Genomic DNA, 16,791 nt, shown 5'->3' with positions numbered 1-16,791 from the left:
CCAGTAGATCTAAATCTAATAACTTCATTTTAACCTTAAATTATTAACTATTCCTTAAACTTTGCAAAATTTGCAGGCAAAGGCTCGATTTTGTGATCATTTTATCCTTTTAGTATAGCAAGTGCTGCCTTCGAGACGGTGCTTCGCACCGAACGGTTAAACGACTGGGAGCGCGCTTACAAATAACCATAACTTGCCGTTAACAGCATAGCCACCACCAACCAAATAATCATGCTGGTGATAAAGCTATAGCGGAAAGGTTCAAAACGTCTTCTTTTTTCCAAAAAATCGATGACTACGACCGGAAGAACAGCTAAGACCATGAGAATCAGAATCTTCGTTATAAGCAGTGAGCCTGGGAAAGGAAAGCGATTTGCCATCGTTGTTACTGCCACGTGTAACAGCCATCTGGCATACAATACTCCCCATGAAACCCAGTGTTCGTATAAAACAATCAGCGTAGTAGCCAAAATCAAAGGCAACAACAGTTTCATCCCGCGAATTGCAAATAACTTTTTAAAGAAATTGGCAAATTCGTTAGAGAAAAAAACGACAATTGCACAAAATAAAACCAGTAATGCTAAGGTTAATAGCATGTTTACCCCTTGTCTTCCAATATTTCCCAACGTTCATACAATTGTGCCAACGCTTGCTCGTCAGCCGCCAATTGTTGATTGTAATCAGCAATCACTTGAGCATCTTGTTGATAAAAATCAGGCTGCAACATCTTCAGTTGCAGTTGCGAGATTTTTTCCTCCAACGCTTCAATTTTCTCTGGTAGTTGCGCTAATTCACGTTGCTCATTAAAGCTTAACTTTACCGACATTTTCGCACGCTTTACAGGTTTAGTGGTTGGTTCTCGCTGTTGTTGTTTTTTCTGCATGCGATAATCTTCGTAACCACCCACATATTCTGTAAATTGCCCTTCCCCTTCATAAACCAAAACACTACTAACCACCTGATTAATGAATGCTCTATCGTGACTGATCAAGAGCAAGGTGCCCGGATAATCCATCAGCCTATTTTCTAATAATTCCAGGGTTTCTATATCCAAGTCATTGGTAGGCTCATCCATGACCAATAAATTAATCGGTTTCGCGAATAATTTAGCCAGCAACAAGCGATTACGCTCACCCCCTGAGAGTGTGGCAACGGTTTGATTAAAACGCTCGGGTGGGAATAAAAATTCGCGCAGATAGGAAGCGACATGTTTTTGTTTACCATTAATGATGACGTAATCAGACCCATCGGCGACATTCGCCATCACTGTTTGTTGTTCATCTAATTTACGCCTTAGTTGATCAAAATAGGCAATCTCCAAAGCGGTTCCATGACGCACCGAACCAGAGTCGGGTTTTAATTCACCTAATAACAGGCGAAGGAGCGTGGTTTTACCACAACCATTCGGGCCAATAATGCCTACTTTATCCCCACGCATGAGCAGCAATGAGAAATGACGCAACAGGGTTTTTCCTTCGATGACATAGCTCACATCCTTGGCTTCAATCACTAAAGCACCTGAGCGCGAAACATCGAGCTCCATCGTTTGCACTTTACCAAGTTGTTCACGACGGGCTTTGTATTGCTCTCGCATGGCTTTTAAAGCGCGTACACGACCTTCGTTACGAGTGCGTCTCGCTTTAATGCCTGTACGGAGCCAGGCTTCTTCATCGGCCAAACGTTTATCGAATAACTCATTTTGCTTTTGTTCACTTAAGCGTCTGCCTTCGCGTCTGTCTAAATAAGTCTCGTAATCGCAGTCATAACTGTATAATTTGCCTCGATCAATTTCGACAATGCGGGTGGCGACTTGGCTTAAAAATTCCCGATCGTGAGTAACAAGCAATACACTTCCGGAATAGGTCTTTAAGTAAGACTCCAACCATTCAATGGCATTGAGATCCAAATGGTTAGTCGGTTCATCTAATAGCAAAAGATCAGGCGCTGCAATCAACGCTGCAGCGAGCAACGCTCGCCGTTTCATGCCCCCTGATAATTGGCTCATCTTCACATTAGGGGAAACGCCTAGTCTGGTTGCCATCATGTCTACTCTGGGTAAGAGATCCCAGGCATGCAGATCATCCATCTTCTGCTGGCATTTCACCAATTTGGCAACCTCATTGGCTTGTGTAAGCTCATGAAATTCAGAAAGCACTTCACCCACCTCGCCTAGGCTTCTTACCAAAAAATGGTAGACCGTTTCTTGGGCACTTAAGGGCACTTCCTGAGTCAAGCCAGCAACACGCAAGCCACTCACCTGACTCATTTGCCCACTATCTGCTACTAATTCTCCTTGTAACAAGCGTAATAAAGAGGATTTGCCCGCGCCATTTCTGCCCACCAAGGCAATTCTATCCTGAGGTTGAATTTGCCAATCCACTTGGTCAAGTAAACAATTACCAGCAAGATTTAAACTGACGCCATGAAAGGAAATAATACTCATACAAACTCGTTATTGTTAACTACCAATTGGGAGTGGTTACCAAACTGTGTCATCCCCGCGTAGGGGGGGATCCATACTGATTAAATCCTCGTGCTATTCCAAAATGGATTCCCGCCTACGCGGGAATGACGCCGGTCTTCAAGTCTCCCTCATTCGATACCCCTCCAACACTTTGCTACAGCCAATGCTAGGTAATCTTTCCATAGATTCCTGATAAAAAACCATATTGTCGCTAATCGCGATTCCTTTTAGCAAGTAGATACTGTCTTCAAAAGCAACCTAAATTTTCGTTAAAAGGTTGCTTATTTTTTAGGACTCCAAAAATGATATGAGCCAATTTACGCATCACGGCACAAATTATAGTTTTTGGAGTTTTTCCATTGCATTGGAGTCTTTCGACAAAGCCATCCAAAGCTTTATTGTAGCGTTTGGCGACTAAAGCAGCCATGTAAAGAGCCTTTCTTAATCGACTATCTCCGAGTCTTGAGAGAGTTGTTTTGCCAATGAGAGAGCCGGATTGATGTTGTTTGGGGGTGATACCTATATAGGCGGCAAATTGTTTGGCTGTTTGAAAGCACTGGATATCAGGCATTCGTGCCAGCACATAATAAGCAGTGAGTTTGCCTATGCCTTTGATAGAAAGTAACAAGTCCAATTTTTCTTGAAGTTGTTGATTATTGCTAATTAACTCATCAATTTGTTGTTGAATCGCTTTTATTTCTTGCTTACGTTTTTCTATCATTTTCTTTAAGCTTTTCTGTGCCGCACGACCTCTAATACTATGCAGTTGGTTTGTTAATTGAATAACCTGAACTTTCAACATATCCAATACTTTGGTTAATTCTTTGATTTCCTTTTGCTCTGCAGAGCTGGATTGATAAATGCGTGGTTCCATTCGTTGACAAAATTGAGCGGTGATTTTAGCGTCAATCGTATCATTTTTATTACGGGCTAGGCAGGCTTTAGCAAAACTCTTAACCTGGAAGGGATTTACAACACTGACGCGAACACCTTTCTCCACTAAGAAATCAGCAAGTCCCTCACTATAATGACCTGTTGCTTCCATGCACACCCAAGGAGATGATGCATATTGATTAAGCCATTTAAGGAAATCTTCATAGCCTTTCTTTGAATTTGAGAAGACAGCATGTTTATAGCGATTATCGATGCTTAGAGCACTATCAAATTTATCCTTGGCAATATCAATACCTACAAATTCATATGCACTCATGTTAATCTCCAATGGCTGTAAAAATACTTGGGGTTATTTATCGTTGACCAAGCTTGCAAATACAGGCTTACTTTGATGAGAGCGGCCTAAGATACTGTTCGGTCGATTGATAAGTGGGGAGAAGGTCCTAATCTACACATCAGGCTTTATGCCTTGCCTGGGTACAAGATCTCTTCTCCCATCCCAAGTGCCCTTGAGATTAAGCTTTTCTGCCCACTTTTTAAAGATACAAGCCTGGGTGAAACGCAGTGAAACCCGGGTTTCAGCCCTTCGGGCTTCCACCCAGGCTACAATGCTGCTGGGTCAGGTTATAGAGATTGCACAATTTGTTATCTAGGTGCCTTATTTAAGGCTGCTTCTTCAAGCGTTGCTTCTAATTTTTCCTTTATTTCTTTGCTATCATTATATAGAAAAGTGATCTTCTCATGATCACCTACACTATGGTATAGATTTTCAGCTGTTATTCTAATTTTTTGTGCATCTTCATCCCATTCGATATCCAAACTAACTAACTCTCCCTCGACCTTATTTTCTTCGGAGTCATATTCACCGGCAAACTGTGCTATAAAGCTATCTACTAATTTATCTTCCATAATTTTTCTTCTTAATGGAGTTATTTCTTCGTCAATGAACTTAAGTGTCTCTAACTTTTTCCTAAGCTCTTCCGGGAGCTTATTTTGTTCTTGGGATTTGTGAAATAAAGTTTGGTTCCCCAAAATAGACTTACTTACAATATCTTTTAAAGAAGCAGGGTCTTTCTTAGTCGTATACTCCGTAAAAGCACCAGACTTTTTGGGTTCTTTTGGCATAACATCCCCCTATCTTTACGGATTTCTCCATATAAGAATAGCAGGTCCCCCCATGGATTTTTTAATCAACAAGTAGCCTGGGTGGAAGCCCGAAGGGCTGAAACCCGGGTTTCACTGCGTTCCACCCAGGCTACTTGTTGATTAATGATTTCGTGCATCTTGATTCCTTTTTAGAATTAGACGCTTGCCTTCCTGAGATAGATGAAATTGTGACAATACATTCATTCCTAGTAACACCAGTTCCTCATCATCTGCTGGAACAATAACTGCTTTTACATTATGCAACTTGAAATCAGCAAAGGAAATTTCCTCAAGCCTTGTCAAGAAGCCGGTAACCTCGCCGTTTGCGGTTTTGATGGTTATAGGATAACGTCCACGAAGGTTCATGGACGTCGCTAAATTCTGGGGAACCGCAATCAACGTTGCCCCAGTATCAATAAGAAATCTGACGGGCTGATGATTAATATAACCATCAAGGTAGTAATGCCCCTGTTTGTCCGGGGAAATTGTGATCCCCCCTGATGCGATCTGATATTCGCTTTGTTCTGCCCCTTGATAGGAATAAAAAAATAAAAATAGCAGCCCAAAGAAGATTAACCAAACCACCAGGAACATAAAACGGCCCACTTTGGTGTATTCGGTGTCACTCACACTAGTTAACAAAGGTCAGTTGACATTTCGCTATCTTGAGCCAAAATGGCTTGATTGTCGAGCACCGCAACGCAGCATACTTAAAGGTATGTGAGTAGCGGAGCACAGAAAATCAAGCCATTTTGGCCAAGATAGTAGAAATGATGTCAACAGACCCTATTTGGATGGCAAGACCATTATGCCATCGACCTCTACCTGCGCATCACGAGGCAACGCTTTAACGCCGATGGCTGCTCTTGCAGGATAAGGTTCTGTAAAATAACGACTCATCGCCTCATTGACTAAAGGAAAGTGATTCAAATCTGTCAGGTAGACGGTGAGCTTGACAAGATTGGCAAGACTACCACCCGCCGCTTCACAAACGGCTGTCAGGTTATCGAACACCTGGTTAATTTGCATTCTAACCTCAGTACTGCATAATTGCATGGTTTGAGGATCAAGGGGGATCTGCCCAGACAAATAAACGGTATCGCCACAACGAATGGCTTGACTATAGGTACCAATTGCCGCCGGTGCTAAATCACTGTGAATCGGTTGCATTAATTATTCTCCTGCTTTTTACGATAAAGGCGCATGACTACTTTGTTGGCCCGCAAACGACGCATGACGCGCGCAAGATGAGTTCTGTCACGCACACTGATGGAAAACATCACAGCGTTATGACGCCCATCTCTTGGGTCCACATTTATATTGCCAATGTTTGATTCTGCTTCGGAAATAGCTGTAGCTAAAGCAGCAAGAACACCTCGCTGATTGGCTACTTCAACAGTAATATCAACCCAATACTCACCCTGAACCTGTTCATCCCAACGCAAAGAAATTAATTGTTCAGGATGACGTCCTTGGTTGATATTTGGACAATCACTGGCATGTACGATAATTCCACGCCCTTGCTGGAATCGGCCTACGATATTATCACCAGGAATGGGTTGGCAACAATCAGCAAAATGCACGACCATTCCTTCTGTCCCTTTAATCGCTAGAGGACGGCTTTTAGCCGATTTATCCAACTCGGTATTCTCTTGGCTGATAACTAAACGCTTAGCAATGACCATGGGCATTTGATTACCGATACCGATAGCATAAAGCAATTCATCTGCAGATTTATAATTCAAATCATGAAGTAAACTCTGCAATGTCTCCGGTGGAACCTTGGCATAATCACTGGATAACTCAGTCAAGGCTTGTTCCAACAAACGCTTTCCAAGCACAATGGATTCTGCGTGCTGCTGACTCTTTAAAAAATGACGGATATTACTACGTGCTTTACCTGTTACCACAAAATTTAGCCAGGCGGGATTAGGATGAGCACCCGGAGCCGTGATAATTTCTACCGTTTGCCCATTAGTCAACGGAATGCTTAATGGTACCAGACGACGATTGACTTTAGCAGCGACACAACTGTTCCCTACGCCAGAGTGGACAGTATAAGCAAAATCCACAGGGGTTGCCCCCTTAGGTAACTCCATAATATGACCTTTGGGCGTGAAAACATAAACTTCATCGGGAAATAAATCGATCTTAACGTTTTCAATGAATTCCAGGGAGTTCCCGGTACTTCGTTGCATTTCCAACAATCGCTGCACCCATTCGCGAGCTCGCAATTGCGCTTCATTAACTTCCAAACCAGAGGATTTGTAAATCCAATGAGCAGCAACCCCATTTTGCGCCACTTTATCCATGTCCCTTGTTCTTATCTGGACTTCCAAAGGCACACCAAAAGGACCAAACAATGTGGTATGCAATGATTGATAGCCATTCGCTTTAGGAATCCCAATATAGTCTTTAAACCGCTGGGGAACGGGTTTATAGGTGCGGTGCAAAGCACCTAGAACGCGGTAGCATGAATCGATGTCTTCAGTGATAATACGAAAAGCAAACACATCAGTGATTTCTGCGAAAGATGCCTTTTTCTGCCGCATCTTGCGATAAATGCTGTATAAATGTTTTTGTCTGCCAAAAACATGTTCGTAGGGAATATTGAGCTGCTTTAAGGCTTGTTCCAGGTCCTGTTCAATTTTTTGCATCAACTCACGCCTATTGCCGCGAGATTTCTCTACCGCAGATTTAATGGCACGATACCGCATAGGATAAAGGGCTTTAAAACCTAAATCCTCAAGTCCTGTATAGATAGCATGCATACCTAAGCGATTGGCAATCGGAGCATAGATTTCTAGTGTTTCAATGGCAATTCGTCGTCTTTTTACTGCGGGCATAGCACCCAAAGTTCGCATGTTATGATAACGATCGGCGAGCTTGACAATAATCACGCGAATATCTTTCACCATGGCGAGAACCATTTTGCGAAAATTTTCTGCCTGGGCTTCCGCGCGTGATTCGAATTTAATCTTGGTTAATTTGGTAACCCCATCCACCAAGGCGGTAACGTCTTCGCCAAATTGCTGAATCAGATCTTCTTTGCTGATAGAGGTATCTTCAACGACATCATGAAGCAAAGTGGCCATGATGGTTTGATAGTCAAGCCGCATACGTGCCAAAATTAAGGCAGCAGCTACCGGATGAGTGATGTAAGGCTCACCTGAACGACGCATTTGACCAAGGTGAGCTTTCTCAGCCACCAGGTAAGCTTGATAACATTTCTCAATATGCGGTTGCTCGAGGTAGCATTTAAGCTCTTCGTCCAACTCCTTAAAGTAGCTCACGCCATACTCCTGTCCCTTCACTACCGCGCAAATGCATTGGGCTCAATAGCCAGTGGCAGAATACTCTGAGTTTTTTAGCCAATCCATGAAGATCAATTGTCACCATACTCAGATTCTTAATCACGGTAACCAGGAAAACACAGAAGAACGAGCAAATCCGTAACTTCAAACCATCACCATGCTATTGACGAAATGTCTCCATTAATCCTTTTCCAGGATATCAGGCTGAATTAAGCCTGCAGCAATTTCGCGCAAAGCAACAACAGTTGGTTTGTCATTTTCCCAATCAACAAGGGGTTGCTCGCCACGAACAGCAATGTCCCGAGCACGCTTGGTTGCTACCATCACGAGCTCAAAGCGATTTTTTACATGCTCTAAGCAATCTTCCACAGTTACACGTGCCATAACATCTACCTCCGAAACTAAACTATTTTATTGGCCAACGATAGTTAAGGGGCTCACGTTAATTCACAAGTAACTTAATTTCTAACATCTTTTTATATTAATATAGCTAATATCTGGGTAATAAAGTCAGAAAATCAAGATCTTGGAAATTATTAATGAATTATCGATGACCCAAATAATCTATTTTACTGCGATGACAAGAGGAATGAAAGTAGTTTTCTTTGTTTCTGTGATTGCCTGGGCATTTGCAAGCGACTTGCGATGACGATTGATTGTAGTTCTAAAGCCGCTTTATTAAAATCATCATTCACGATCAAATAATCAAATTCACAATAGTGGCTTAACTCGTCTTGTGCTCTTTTCATACGACCGTCAATAATCTTGGAGTCATCCCGGCGCCTGTTGAAAAGACGTTGCTTAAGAATCTCTAATGAGGGTGGAACGATAAAAACAGAAATTGCTTCAGGAAAAATTCGCCTAATTTGTTGAGCACCTTGCCAATCAATATCCAACACAACATCGATCCCTGATTCCAGACGGGTGTTAATTTGGGCCACTGAGGTACCATAATAATGATCAAACACCTTTGCATATTCGACAAAAGCCCCATCATTGATCATTTTTAGGAATTCTTCCTCGCTGATAAAAAAATAATCTAAGCCATTTTTTTCACCAGGCCGCTGGCTACGCGTTGTGTGGGAAATAGACACAGCGATATCATCAAGACACTCCACTAACTTCTTGACTAAACTGGTTTTACCACCACCAGAGGGTGCAGCCACAATGATTAAATTACCCCTGTAGGAAACGTCCATGGTCTCTTACTCTATATTTTGAATTTGCTCTCTCATTTGCTCAATGAGAACCTTCATTTCGATCGCACTTTGGGTTAATGCAATGGCATCTGATTTTGAACTCAATGTATTTGCTTCTCGATTTAATTCCTGCATCAAAAAATCTAACCGTCGCCCAACTGCTGTCTCACCACTTTTAAGTGTATTAGCCACTTCCTGTACATGAATGTTCAATCTGTCCAGCTCTTCACTAACATCCGCCCGGGCAATCAATAAAGCCAACTCTTGCTCAAGTCGTGCATTATCAACCTCTAATTGCAGGTTCTGCAAACGAGTTACTAATTTATCGCGTAATTGCTCATTATAGGAAGTTATATACTTTGCACATTTATTAACCTCTTCGCTCAATTTCTCCAGACGAAGAGTGATCTGAGCATTCAATGCGTTGCCTTCAACTTGCCTTGTTGTAAGCAACTGCATCAATGCCTCTTCAAAGAGCTTTTCTGCTTGTTGCCCCAACATGTCAATATCAGGTTTTGTGATCTCAAGTACACCAGGCCAAGCTAAAATCGTGCTCAATGATAAATCGTTAGCTATCATGTGACTTGCAGCTACTTTATTACCTGTCGCAATCAAATCATTTACCAACGGCTCATTAACAAGCATGGATTGATTACTATTCATTGCGTCATGAAATTTAAGTTGGCATTCCAATTTACCACGACTAATTTTGCCACGCATCAAAGATCGTAGAGCAGGTTCTAAAAAACGAAACATCTCAGGAAGACGAAAGGAGACATCAAGGTAGCGATGATTTACAGATTTAATTTCCCAGCAGAAAATACCAACGTCTAGCTGGTGCTCTACTCTGGCAAAAGCAGTCATACTGTGAGTCATAATCAGAACCAATTCGATCCAACGTGGGCGCGACTATATACTAAATTTGTACAAATGCAAACCTTCTTTTTTCGATTTGTCCGGATGGCAATAACCCCTGTTGCAAGCAACCAGGCTACTATATATGAGGTAGATACTGTCTTTAAAAGCAAGCAACATTTTCATTAAAAGGTTGTTTATTCTTTAAGACACCGAAAATGATGTGAGCTAATTTACGCATCACGGCACAAATGATTATTTTCGGTGTTTTGCCTTTAGTTTGCAGTTTATTGATAAAAGGCAGAAGAGACTTGTTGTAACGTTTGGCAACTAAAGCAGCCATATAAAGAGCTTTTCTTAATCGACTATCTCCAAGTCTTGAGATGGTCGTTTTGCCAATAAGAGATCCGGATTGCTGTTGTTTTGGCGTAATGCCCATATAAGCAGCGAATTGTTTAGCTGTTTGAAAGCACTGGATGTCAGGTATTCGAGCCAGCACATGATAGGCGGTGAGTTTGCCTATTCCCTTAATGGAAAGTAACAATTCGAATTTTTCTTTAAGCTGCTGATTATTGTTAATGAGTTCATCAATTTGTTGTTGAATACGCTTTATTTCTTGCTCAAGCTTCTCAATCATTTTCTTTAAGCTTTTCTGTGCCGCATGACCTCTAATGCTATGCAGTTGATTGGTTAACTGAATAACCTGAGCTTTCAGCATATCCAAGACTTTGGTTAACTCTCTTATTTCTTTTTGCTCAGCAGAGTTAGATTGATAAATGCGTGGTTCCATACGTTGACCAAATTGTGCAATGATTTTGGCATCAATCCTATCATTTTTATTGCGTGCCAAGGAGGCTTTAGCAAAGCTCTTGATTTGAAAGGGATTAACCACACTGACACGAATTCCTTTCTCAGCTAAGAAATCAGCCAGTCCCTCACTGTAATGGCCAGTCGCTTCCATACAGACCCAAGGAGATATCGTGTATTGCTCAAGCCATTTGAGGAAAGCTTTGTATCCCTGTTCGTTATTAGAAAAAACAGCATGCTTGCAGCGATTATTGATTTCCAGGGCACTATCAAATTTATCCTTAGCAATATCAACACCTACAAATTCATATGCACTCATGCTAATCTCCAATGGCTGTAAAAAATACTTGAGGTTATATTTATCATTGACCAAGCTTGCGAATACAGGCTTACTTTGATGGAGCGGCCTAAGATACTGTTCGGTCGATTGATAAGCGGGGAGAAGGTCCTAATCTACACCTCAGGCTTTATGCCTTGCCTGGTTACAAGATCTCTTCTCCCATCCCAAGTGCCCTTGAGATTAAGCTTTTCTGCCCACTTTTTAAAGATACAAGCCTGGGTGTTTGCAACTGGGACTTCTCTTTATCAGGTGCATAGTCGCAATGAAAAGTTTATACTTATTTACTTTTACCGAGGACTAACCATGCGACCCAGTAATCGTGAACCCAATCAATTGCGTCCAATCAAAATCACTCGCAACTACACGCAACATGCAGAAGGCTCCGTCTTGATCGAATTTGGCCAAACACGTGTGTTATGTAATGCATCGGTGATTGATGGTGTCCCGAAGTTTCTTAAAGGTAAAAACCAAGGCTGGATTACTTCAGAATATGGTATGTTACCACGGGCAACTCATAGCCGCACTGAACGTGAAGCAAGCAGAGGAAAACAAGGGGGCAGGACACTCGAAATCCAACGTTTAATAGGCCGCTCTCTCAGGACTTGCGTTGACTTAAAACTACTCGGTGAAAACACTATCACTCTCGATTGTGATGTCATTCAAGCAGATGGCGGTACCCGCACCGCTGCCATCACAGGAGCCTGCGTTGCCTTGAAAGATGCCGTAGCCTGGATGGTTACGCGTGAAAAATTAAGAAAGATGCCGACCTTTAATTATGTCGCTGCGGTTTCTGTTGGGATCTATCGTGGTCAACCGGTATTGGATTTAGATTATGCTGAGGATGTGCTGGCCGAAACAGATATGAATATCGTAATGAATGAAGAAGGTCATTTTATCGAAGTACAAGGAACTGCCGAGGACAAAAGCTTTACTCGCGAGCAACTTAATAGCATGTTATCGTTAGCAGAAGCCGGAATAGCACAATTGATTGACATCCAGAAAAGTGCTTGAAGTCTTCCCGAGCCCTTCGAGAGCCTCAGGATGCAACGTACTGCCATTAAGTTAAGCGATTTCGAATCCCCGCGGCATTGACCGCGGGGTCCATTATGTCAGTCTGGACATGGATACCGCGGTCAAGCCGCGGTAATTCGAGCAAAAAAATCCTTAACTTAATGGCAGTGAGGATGCGACGCAGGATCTCCCAAAACTCAGGGATTCTTTGCTACGCTCAGAATGACAGCATTAATTTTTAATTGCTAATTTTATGACCACCATTACCCAACGGGTTAAAGAACTGCAAGACTTTATCGCTGCAACAGCGAAATACTACCAACGGCCCCCGCAGGAAATACATCTGCTGGCCGTTAGCAAAGGGCATTCCGTTGCAGCTATTCAAGAAGCGTACAACGCAGGCTTGAGGGATTTTGGTGAAAATCATTACCAAGAGGCATTGGCAAAGATGCAAGCCTTACAAGACTTGTCTATCTGTTGGCATTTTATTGGACCGATTCAAAGTAATAAAGCGAAGGGAATTGCACAACATTTCAGTTGGGTCCATAGTTTAAGTCGCAGCGAAATTGCTCATTTACTCAACAAACATCGACCTGAACATTTACCGCCTCTCAATGTTTGCATACAAGTCAATTTAGATAAAGAAGTAACCAAAGCAGGAATTTCTTGTGAACAGGTCGGAGAACTCGTAACAATCGTTAATACGCTACCCAAACTAAAACTACGTGGTTTAATGGCAATTCCGTTTCCACATAAAGATGAACAAAAGCAATATGAAAGTTTCGTGCGATTGCAAAATTTGCTCCTGACCTTAAACGGCCAACACAATCTGATAATGGACACGCTTTCCATGGGGATGAGTAATGATCTTGCAGCCGCAATCCGAGCTGGTAGTACGATTGTTCGCATCGGACGCGCATTGTTTGGCGAGCGGAGAATTGAATGAAAATTAGTTTTATAGGCTTTGGCAACATGGCTCAAGCCATTGCCCGCAGCTTAATTCATAAGAAAGAATACCAGCTTTTTGCGGCCTCGCCTTCTTTATCTAAAGGTATTAATGCGGAAGGGATTGTTACAGACTCTGATAATTTCAAAATTATCGAAGGCGCTGATGTTATTATTCTTGCTGTTAAACCGTCTAAGATCAATGATGCTTTGTCTCAGATTGCGCGTGCTATTCCACCACAATGCTTACTCATCTCGGTAGCTGCAGGAGTAAGCTTAGCGTCCCTGGAAAAGTACTGTCGCAAAGATCAAGCCATTATCCGCAGTATGCCCAACACCCCTATCGCCGTAGGTAAAGGAGCTACTCCCCTGATTGCCAATAGCAAGGTGACTCAAGCCCAGCGACAATTGGCGGAATCTTTATTTCAGAATGCGGGCATCGTTTGCTGGGCCAATGTGGAAGCTGAGATAGACGCTTTTACTGCCTTATCCGGGAGTGGCCCAGCCTATGTCTTTCTTTTTATGGAAGCGATGATCGAGGGTGCCGAGAAGCTCGGTTTAAGCCAGGAAATCGCAAAAAAATTTAGCTTACAGACAATCGCTGGCGCTTTAAGCTTGGCATTGAGTAGTCATTTGGATATCAGTGAACTAAGAGCCAAAGTCACCTCTCCATCTGGGACAACAGCGGCAGCGCTTACCACGCTTGAAGAAAAGGGTTTCAGACAAGCAGTCATTGCGGCAATGAAAGCTGCTTATGAGCGTGCCAAGCAATTAAATTTGTAGAATGTAGCAAATTTTTGTAAGCGATAAACTCGATCCTCAAGTTTTTAATTTGACAAATTAAAAACCCGAATTACCGTGGCTTGACCACGGTATCCAACGATCTTCAATGAACTATGGATACCGCGGTCAAGCCACGGTAATTCGATATGGTAAAAAGTTAAGTAATAAAAATTTGAATTTAAATAAAGAATATTTTCATTTTTATGGGATATCCAACCTATAATACAATCATTTAAATATTACTTAGAAGAGCTGGATCCCGTATAAATGCTACGCATTTTAAGGGATAACGTTCGTTTAGCGACATAAAAGGCATTTATGCCTTTCATGTCGAACTCACGTTACTTATCATTGAGAGGAACTATGTCAGGTTTAGTCGCTGTCGCTTATTTCTTAATTAGCTTGTTTTTTAATTTGCTTATATTTGTCTTATGGATAAGAATGGCCTTGCGTTATTTCGGGGTTAGCTCATTGCACCCTGTCGGGAGCCTCATTTATAACCTCTCCGATCCCATTGTTCACCCTATTGAGCGTTGGGTTTATTCTGGAAAAACAACCATTAAACGCTACGATTGGGTAACCTTTGGCCTTATCATCGCTGTGGAGCTGTTGAAATTTCTTATCATTGGCTTGCTGTTTCATGGTGTTCTATTACCTATAACCTATCTACTTGTGTTTGTTTTGGCTGATTTAATTATTCAGGTGTGTAATCTTCTCTTTTACATCATCTTGATTCGAGTGATTATGAGTTGGATTAATCCCACCTGGGAACATCCAGTCCTCGATATTATGAAGCTAATTACTGATCCACTATTAGAATTAGGGCATCGCATCATTCCAGATATCTCAGGCTTTGATTTCTCGCCCTTTGTTATCCTGATTCTACTCAAAGTGATCGCTTTATTTATGGAGGCATCGCTTCCTTTTAGCATGTAGGGCTGTTGGGCAAACTGCCCTTTAATAAATCCAGCAAAAATAGATCAGGGAAGCTATAATTGAAGCATACTAACTACCGGACCGTATCATGCTGAACCGCTTAGTAACTCCTTTTGCTATTGCTTCTCTTGGTTTTTCCCTGGAGGCATTTGCTGTTCAATCCATGTATTGCCCACAAGGACACGGTTACATCAATGTCGGTATGACACCGGCTCAAGTCCTTTCCGCTTGTGGTCAACCTCTGAATAAACAGAAATCGAATACACCTTTCATGCAAAAAGTACCTGTCCTGCAATTAATGTATAACAATCAAGGCTCGCAATCTGCATTTTATGGTGTTTGGTCTTTACCAGTAGGTACGAATAGTGGTGCTCAACTGGAAGTGGATATTGTTGATAATAAAGTAAGTGCCGTGCGTATAAATGGTGCAAGCTCGAATGCCTTTTCTCTCTGTGGGGGTAGTATGATACAAGTGGGCGACCCAGTAGGAAAAGTTTACGGTGCTTGTGGTAACCCTTCAGTTGTCAACAACACGTTTATAAATCAACCTGTTCAGAGTAATCAAAAACCAGAAATATGGACTTATCAAGTCGATCAATTTCAGACACCATTTAGCTTGACATTTGTTAATGGCAAATTACAATCCATCGATTAATCATGGTCTTGGATAAGGTTTATGGCTGAAACAATTGATGATCTAACGATTACTTTTCATGACAATGGAACAGAAATTACAAAAGAGCTAGGAAAATATGTCTTGTCGAAAGGTGCCTGGACTACCATCATGTTTCGCTATCAAGATTGGGATAATAGCACCAAGGATTACGGTCCCGTAAAGTATTCCATAAGACGTTACCAGAAGCGCAATAATCAATATTGGATGAAATCAAAATTCAATATCTCCAGTGAAGAGCAAGCTCGCAAAATTATCGAAGTTCTCTCACAATGGCTAGAAGAGGATAAGAAGTAGTAGCATTTTTTGAATCAACCTGCAAACTACCCTATAATCGAAATTTAATGCCCTTAGGATGCTAACTGCATGAAATATCGTTCTATAGTATTGCTTTCACTCTTGGTTAGCCTTTTTCTGGGCCTTTTCTTCTTTTTCCCAGCTAAAAAAACGTCAAGCAGAACCACGGAGCCTAGGGCTATCACGGTAGAAACTGCACCAGTGACTCAAAGAATTCTTGCTGACCAATTTGAAACAATAGGAAGTCTTGCAAGTACAGATAATATCGATATTAGTTCAGAAATTGCTGGTCAAATCGCTGCTATTTATTTTAAACCTGGCGCCAATGTTAAAAAAGGAACCTTGCTCATTCAGCTCGATGATACGGTTTTAAAAAGCGAATTGGCAAGTGCCAAGGCAAATTTAGCATTAAGTGAAACAAGCTATAATCGCACGAATGAATTGGCCAAACGCAAAATTGCATCTGAACAAGCTCTGGATCAGGCTTTAGCCAATTTACGTGAGAAACAAAACACGGTTAAAGTCAAAGAAGCACAACTTGAAAAATTAAGCTTGCGTGCCCCTTTCTCTGGAACCTTAGGTTCGCGGCAAGTTAGCATTGGTCAGTATGTGAAGGTTGGCCAACCGCTTGTGCGCCTTGTTGCTAATCAAAAATTACGCGTTGAATATACTCTGCCAGAACGTTACCTGCCTCGTCTTCAAGAAGGACAACAAGTTGCAGTCATTTCTGATGCTTTTCCAAACAAAATATACAAGGGAATAGTTAATTATATTGACCCCGCTGTAGATAAAGAAACAAGAACCATTGCTGTGGAAGCCTTAATTGATAACTCAGAACATCTTTTGTCTGCAGGTTTATTTGTACGTGTCACCCATGAGTTTGGTGAGAAAACAAAGCGACTTCTCGTTCCCGAGGAAAGTTTAATTCCAACGATTAACGGTCAAAAAATCTTTGTCTTACGTAACGATAAGGCAGTGGCTGTGCGAGTAAAAATCGGTGCTCATCACGATGCAATGACAGAAATTCGTAGCGGCTTAAAAGCTGACGATATTGTCATCGTACGTGGACAACACAAGCTTAGGGAAGGCAGTCGCGTTATCGATATTCACCATGGATAGGAAAGTAT

18 protein-coding genes are annotated in these 16,791 nt (G+C 41.8%); 7 read left to right on the top strand and 11 right to left on the bottom strand.

Going from position 1 to position 16,791, the window contains the following annotated elements; translation table 11 throughout:
• Positions 1–176: 176 nt before the first annotated feature.
• The 11 genes from CKV79_RS02950 to CKV79_RS02900 all read right to left on the bottom strand — a co-directional run bounded on the left by CKV79_RS02950 (position 177) and on the right by CKV79_RS02900 (position 10,998).
• Positions 177–596: a hypothetical protein gene (locus CKV79_RS02950; protein ID WP_028373595.1), complete on the bottom strand. Its 420-nt coding sequence runs from the start codon at positions 594–596 to the stop codon at positions 177–179.
• 2 nt (positions 597–598) lie between these two features.
• Positions 599–2,443, bottom strand: a complete 1,845-nt coding sequence (locus CKV79_RS02945; protein WP_028373596.1) for an ATP-binding cassette domain-containing protein — start codon at positions 2,441–2,443, stop codon at positions 599–601.
• Positions 2,444–2,711: 268 nt separating this feature from the next.
• Positions 2,712–3,674 carry an IS110 family RNA-guided transposase gene (locus CKV79_RS02940; RefSeq protein WP_095141706.1) on the bottom strand — a complete coding sequence of 321 codons (963 nt, stop codon included), beginning with the start codon at positions 3,672–3,674 and terminating at the stop codon, positions 2,712–2,714.
• 329 nt (positions 3,675–4,003) lie between these two features.
• Complete coding sequence (locus tag CKV79_RS02935) at positions 4,004–4,483, bottom strand: hypothetical protein (protein WP_028374235.1); 480 nt, start codon at positions 4,481–4,483, stop codon at positions 4,004–4,006.
• A gap of 141 nt (positions 4,484–4,624) precedes the next feature.
• Positions 4,625–5,134: a retropepsin-like aspartic protease family protein gene (locus CKV79_RS02930; RefSeq protein WP_028374236.1), complete on the bottom strand. Its 510-nt coding sequence runs from the start codon at positions 5,132–5,134 to the stop codon at positions 4,625–4,627.
• 156 nt (positions 5,135–5,290) lie between these two features.
• On the bottom strand, positions 5,291–5,674 hold the full coding sequence (locus CKV79_RS02925) for a RidA family protein (RefSeq protein ID WP_028374237.1): 384 nt from the start codon (positions 5,672–5,674) through the stop codon (positions 5,291–5,293).
• Complete coding sequence (gene spoT, locus CKV79_RS02920; RefSeq protein ID WP_028374238.1) at positions 5,674–7,797, bottom strand: bifunctional GTP diphosphokinase/guanosine-3',5'-bis pyrophosphate 3'-pyrophosphohydrolase; 2,124 nt, start codon at positions 7,795–7,797, stop codon at positions 5,674–5,676. The genes CKV79_RS02925 and spoT overlap by 1 nt, the downstream gene beginning before the upstream one ends.
• Before the next feature lie 201 nt (positions 7,798–7,998).
• Complete coding sequence (gene rpoZ, locus CKV79_RS02915) at positions 7,999–8,202, bottom strand: DNA-directed RNA polymerase subunit omega (RefSeq protein WP_028374239.1); 204 nt, start codon at positions 8,200–8,202, stop codon at positions 7,999–8,001.
• Positions 8,203–8,387: 185 nt separating this feature from the next.
• Positions 8,388–9,017 (bottom strand): guanylate kinase, encoded by a 630-nt coding sequence (gene gmk / locus CKV79_RS02910; RefSeq protein WP_028374240.1) that lies wholly within the window; start codon positions 9,015–9,017, stop codon positions 8,388–8,390.
• Between the two features lie 6 nt (positions 9,018–9,023).
• Positions 9,024–9,893 carry a YicC/YloC family endoribonuclease gene (locus tag CKV79_RS02905; RefSeq protein WP_028374241.1) on the bottom strand — a complete coding sequence of 290 codons (870 nt, stop codon included), beginning with the start codon at positions 9,891–9,893 and terminating at the stop codon, positions 9,024–9,026.
• Between the two features lie 142 nt (positions 9,894–10,035).
• Positions 10,036–10,998: an IS110 family RNA-guided transposase gene (locus CKV79_RS02900; RefSeq protein WP_058387169.1), complete on the bottom strand. Its 963-nt coding sequence runs from the start codon at positions 10,996–10,998 to the stop codon at positions 10,036–10,038.
• Positions 10,999–11,322: 324 nt separating this feature from the next.
• Here CKV79_RS02900 and rph point away from each other — a divergent pair, with 324 nt between their 5' ends.
• The 7 genes from rph to CKV79_RS02865 all read left to right on the top strand — a co-directional run bounded on the left by rph (position 11,323) and on the right by CKV79_RS02865 (position 16,783).
• Complete coding sequence (gene rph / locus CKV79_RS02895) at positions 11,323–12,030, top strand: ribonuclease PH (protein ID WP_028372262.1); 708 nt, start codon at positions 11,323–11,325, stop codon at positions 12,028–12,030.
• A gap of 253 nt (positions 12,031–12,283) precedes the next feature.
• Positions 12,284–12,976, top strand: a complete 693-nt coding sequence (locus CKV79_RS02890; RefSeq protein ID WP_028372261.1) for a YggS family pyridoxal phosphate-dependent enzyme — start codon at positions 12,284–12,286, stop codon at positions 12,974–12,976.
• On the top strand, positions 12,973–13,758 hold the full coding sequence (gene proC, locus CKV79_RS02885) for a pyrroline-5-carboxylate reductase (RefSeq protein WP_028372260.1): 786 nt from the start codon (positions 12,973–12,975) through the stop codon (positions 13,756–13,758). The genes CKV79_RS02890 and proC overlap by 4 nt, the downstream gene beginning before the upstream one ends.
• A gap of 363 nt (positions 13,759–14,121) precedes the next feature.
• Entirely contained in the window at positions 14,122–14,694 is a 573-nt protein-coding gene (locus CKV79_RS02880) for a YggT family protein (protein WP_028372259.1), read from the top strand.
• An 88-nt stretch (positions 14,695–14,782) separates the two neighbouring features.
• Positions 14,783–15,349, top strand: a complete 567-nt coding sequence (locus CKV79_RS02875; protein WP_051546043.1) for a DUF2845 domain-containing protein — start codon at positions 14,783–14,785, stop codon at positions 15,347–15,349.
• Between the two features lie 21 nt (positions 15,350–15,370).
• A complete protein-coding gene (locus CKV79_RS02870; RefSeq protein WP_028372257.1) occupies positions 15,371–15,664 on the top strand; it encodes a hypothetical protein in 294 nt (97 codons plus the stop codon).
• Positions 15,665–15,733: 69 nt separating this feature from the next.
• A complete protein-coding gene (locus CKV79_RS02865) occupies positions 15,734–16,783 on the top strand; it encodes an efflux RND transporter periplasmic adaptor subunit (RefSeq protein ID WP_051546042.1) in 1,050 nt (349 codons plus the stop codon).
• Positions 16,784–16,791 lie beyond the last annotated feature (8 nt).

Origin of the sequence: Legionella lansingensis (assembly GCF_900187355.1) — a bacterium.
GTDB lineage: Bacteria > Pseudomonadota > Gammaproteobacteria > Legionellales > Legionellaceae > Tatlockia > Tatlockia lansingensis.
Note: the sequence above shows the minus strand (reverse complement) of the source record. Positions and strands in the feature narration are given on the sequence as shown.

Coding starts and splice junctions, on each gene's coding strand:
- CKV79_RS02905 (WP_028374241.1), bottom strand. CDS start 9,893: ATGACTCACAGTATGACTGCTTTTGCCAGAGTAGAGCACCAGCTAGAC.
- CKV79_RS02935 (WP_028374235.1), bottom strand. CDS start 4,483: ATGCCAAAAGAACCCAAAAAGTCTGGTGCTTTTACGGAGTATACGACT.
- CKV79_RS02880 (WP_028372259.1), top strand. CDS start 14,122: ATGTCAGGTTTAGTCGCTGTCGCTTATTTCTTAATTAGCTTGTTTTTT.
- proC (WP_028372260.1), top strand. CDS start 12,973: ATGAAAATTAGTTTTATAGGCTTTGGCAACATGGCTCAAGCCATTGCC.
- CKV79_RS02945 (WP_028373596.1), bottom strand. CDS start 2,443: ATGAGTATTATTTCCTTTCATGGCGTCAGTTTAAATCTTGCTGGTAAT.
- CKV79_RS02940 (WP_095141706.1), bottom strand. CDS start 3,674: ATGAGTGCATATGAATTTGTAGGTATTGATATTGCCAAGGATAAATTT.
- CKV79_RS02865 (WP_051546042.1), top strand. CDS start 15,734: ATGAAATATCGTTCTATAGTATTGCTTTCACTCTTGGTTAGCCTTTTT.
- CKV79_RS02950 (WP_028373595.1), bottom strand. CDS start 596: ATGCTATTAACCTTAGCATTACTGGTTTTATTTTGTGCAATTGTCGTT.
- CKV79_RS02870 (WP_028372257.1), top strand. CDS start 15,371: ATGGCTGAAACAATTGATGATCTAACGATTACTTTTCATGACAATGGA.
- rpoZ (WP_028374239.1), bottom strand. CDS start 8,202: ATGGCACGTGTAACTGTGGAAGATTGCTTAGAGCATGTAAAAAATCGC.
- CKV79_RS02890 (WP_028372261.1), top strand. CDS start 12,284: ATGACCACCATTACCCAACGGGTTAAAGAACTGCAAGACTTTATCGCT.
- CKV79_RS02900 (WP_058387169.1), bottom strand. CDS start 10,998: ATGAGTGCATATGAATTTGTAGGTGTTGATATTGCTAAGGATAAATTT.
- CKV79_RS02875 (WP_051546043.1), top strand. CDS start 14,783: ATGCTGAACCGCTTAGTAACTCCTTTTGCTATTGCTTCTCTTGGTTTT.
- rph (WP_028372262.1), top strand. CDS start 11,323: ATGCGACCCAGTAATCGTGAACCCAATCAATTGCGTCCAATCAAAATC.
- CKV79_RS02925 (WP_028374237.1), bottom strand. CDS start 5,674: ATGCAACCGATTCACAGTGATTTAGCACCGGCGGCAATTGGTACCTAT.
- gmk (WP_028374240.1), bottom strand. CDS start 9,017: ATGGACGTTTCCTACAGGGGTAATTTAATCATTGTGGCTGCACCCTCT.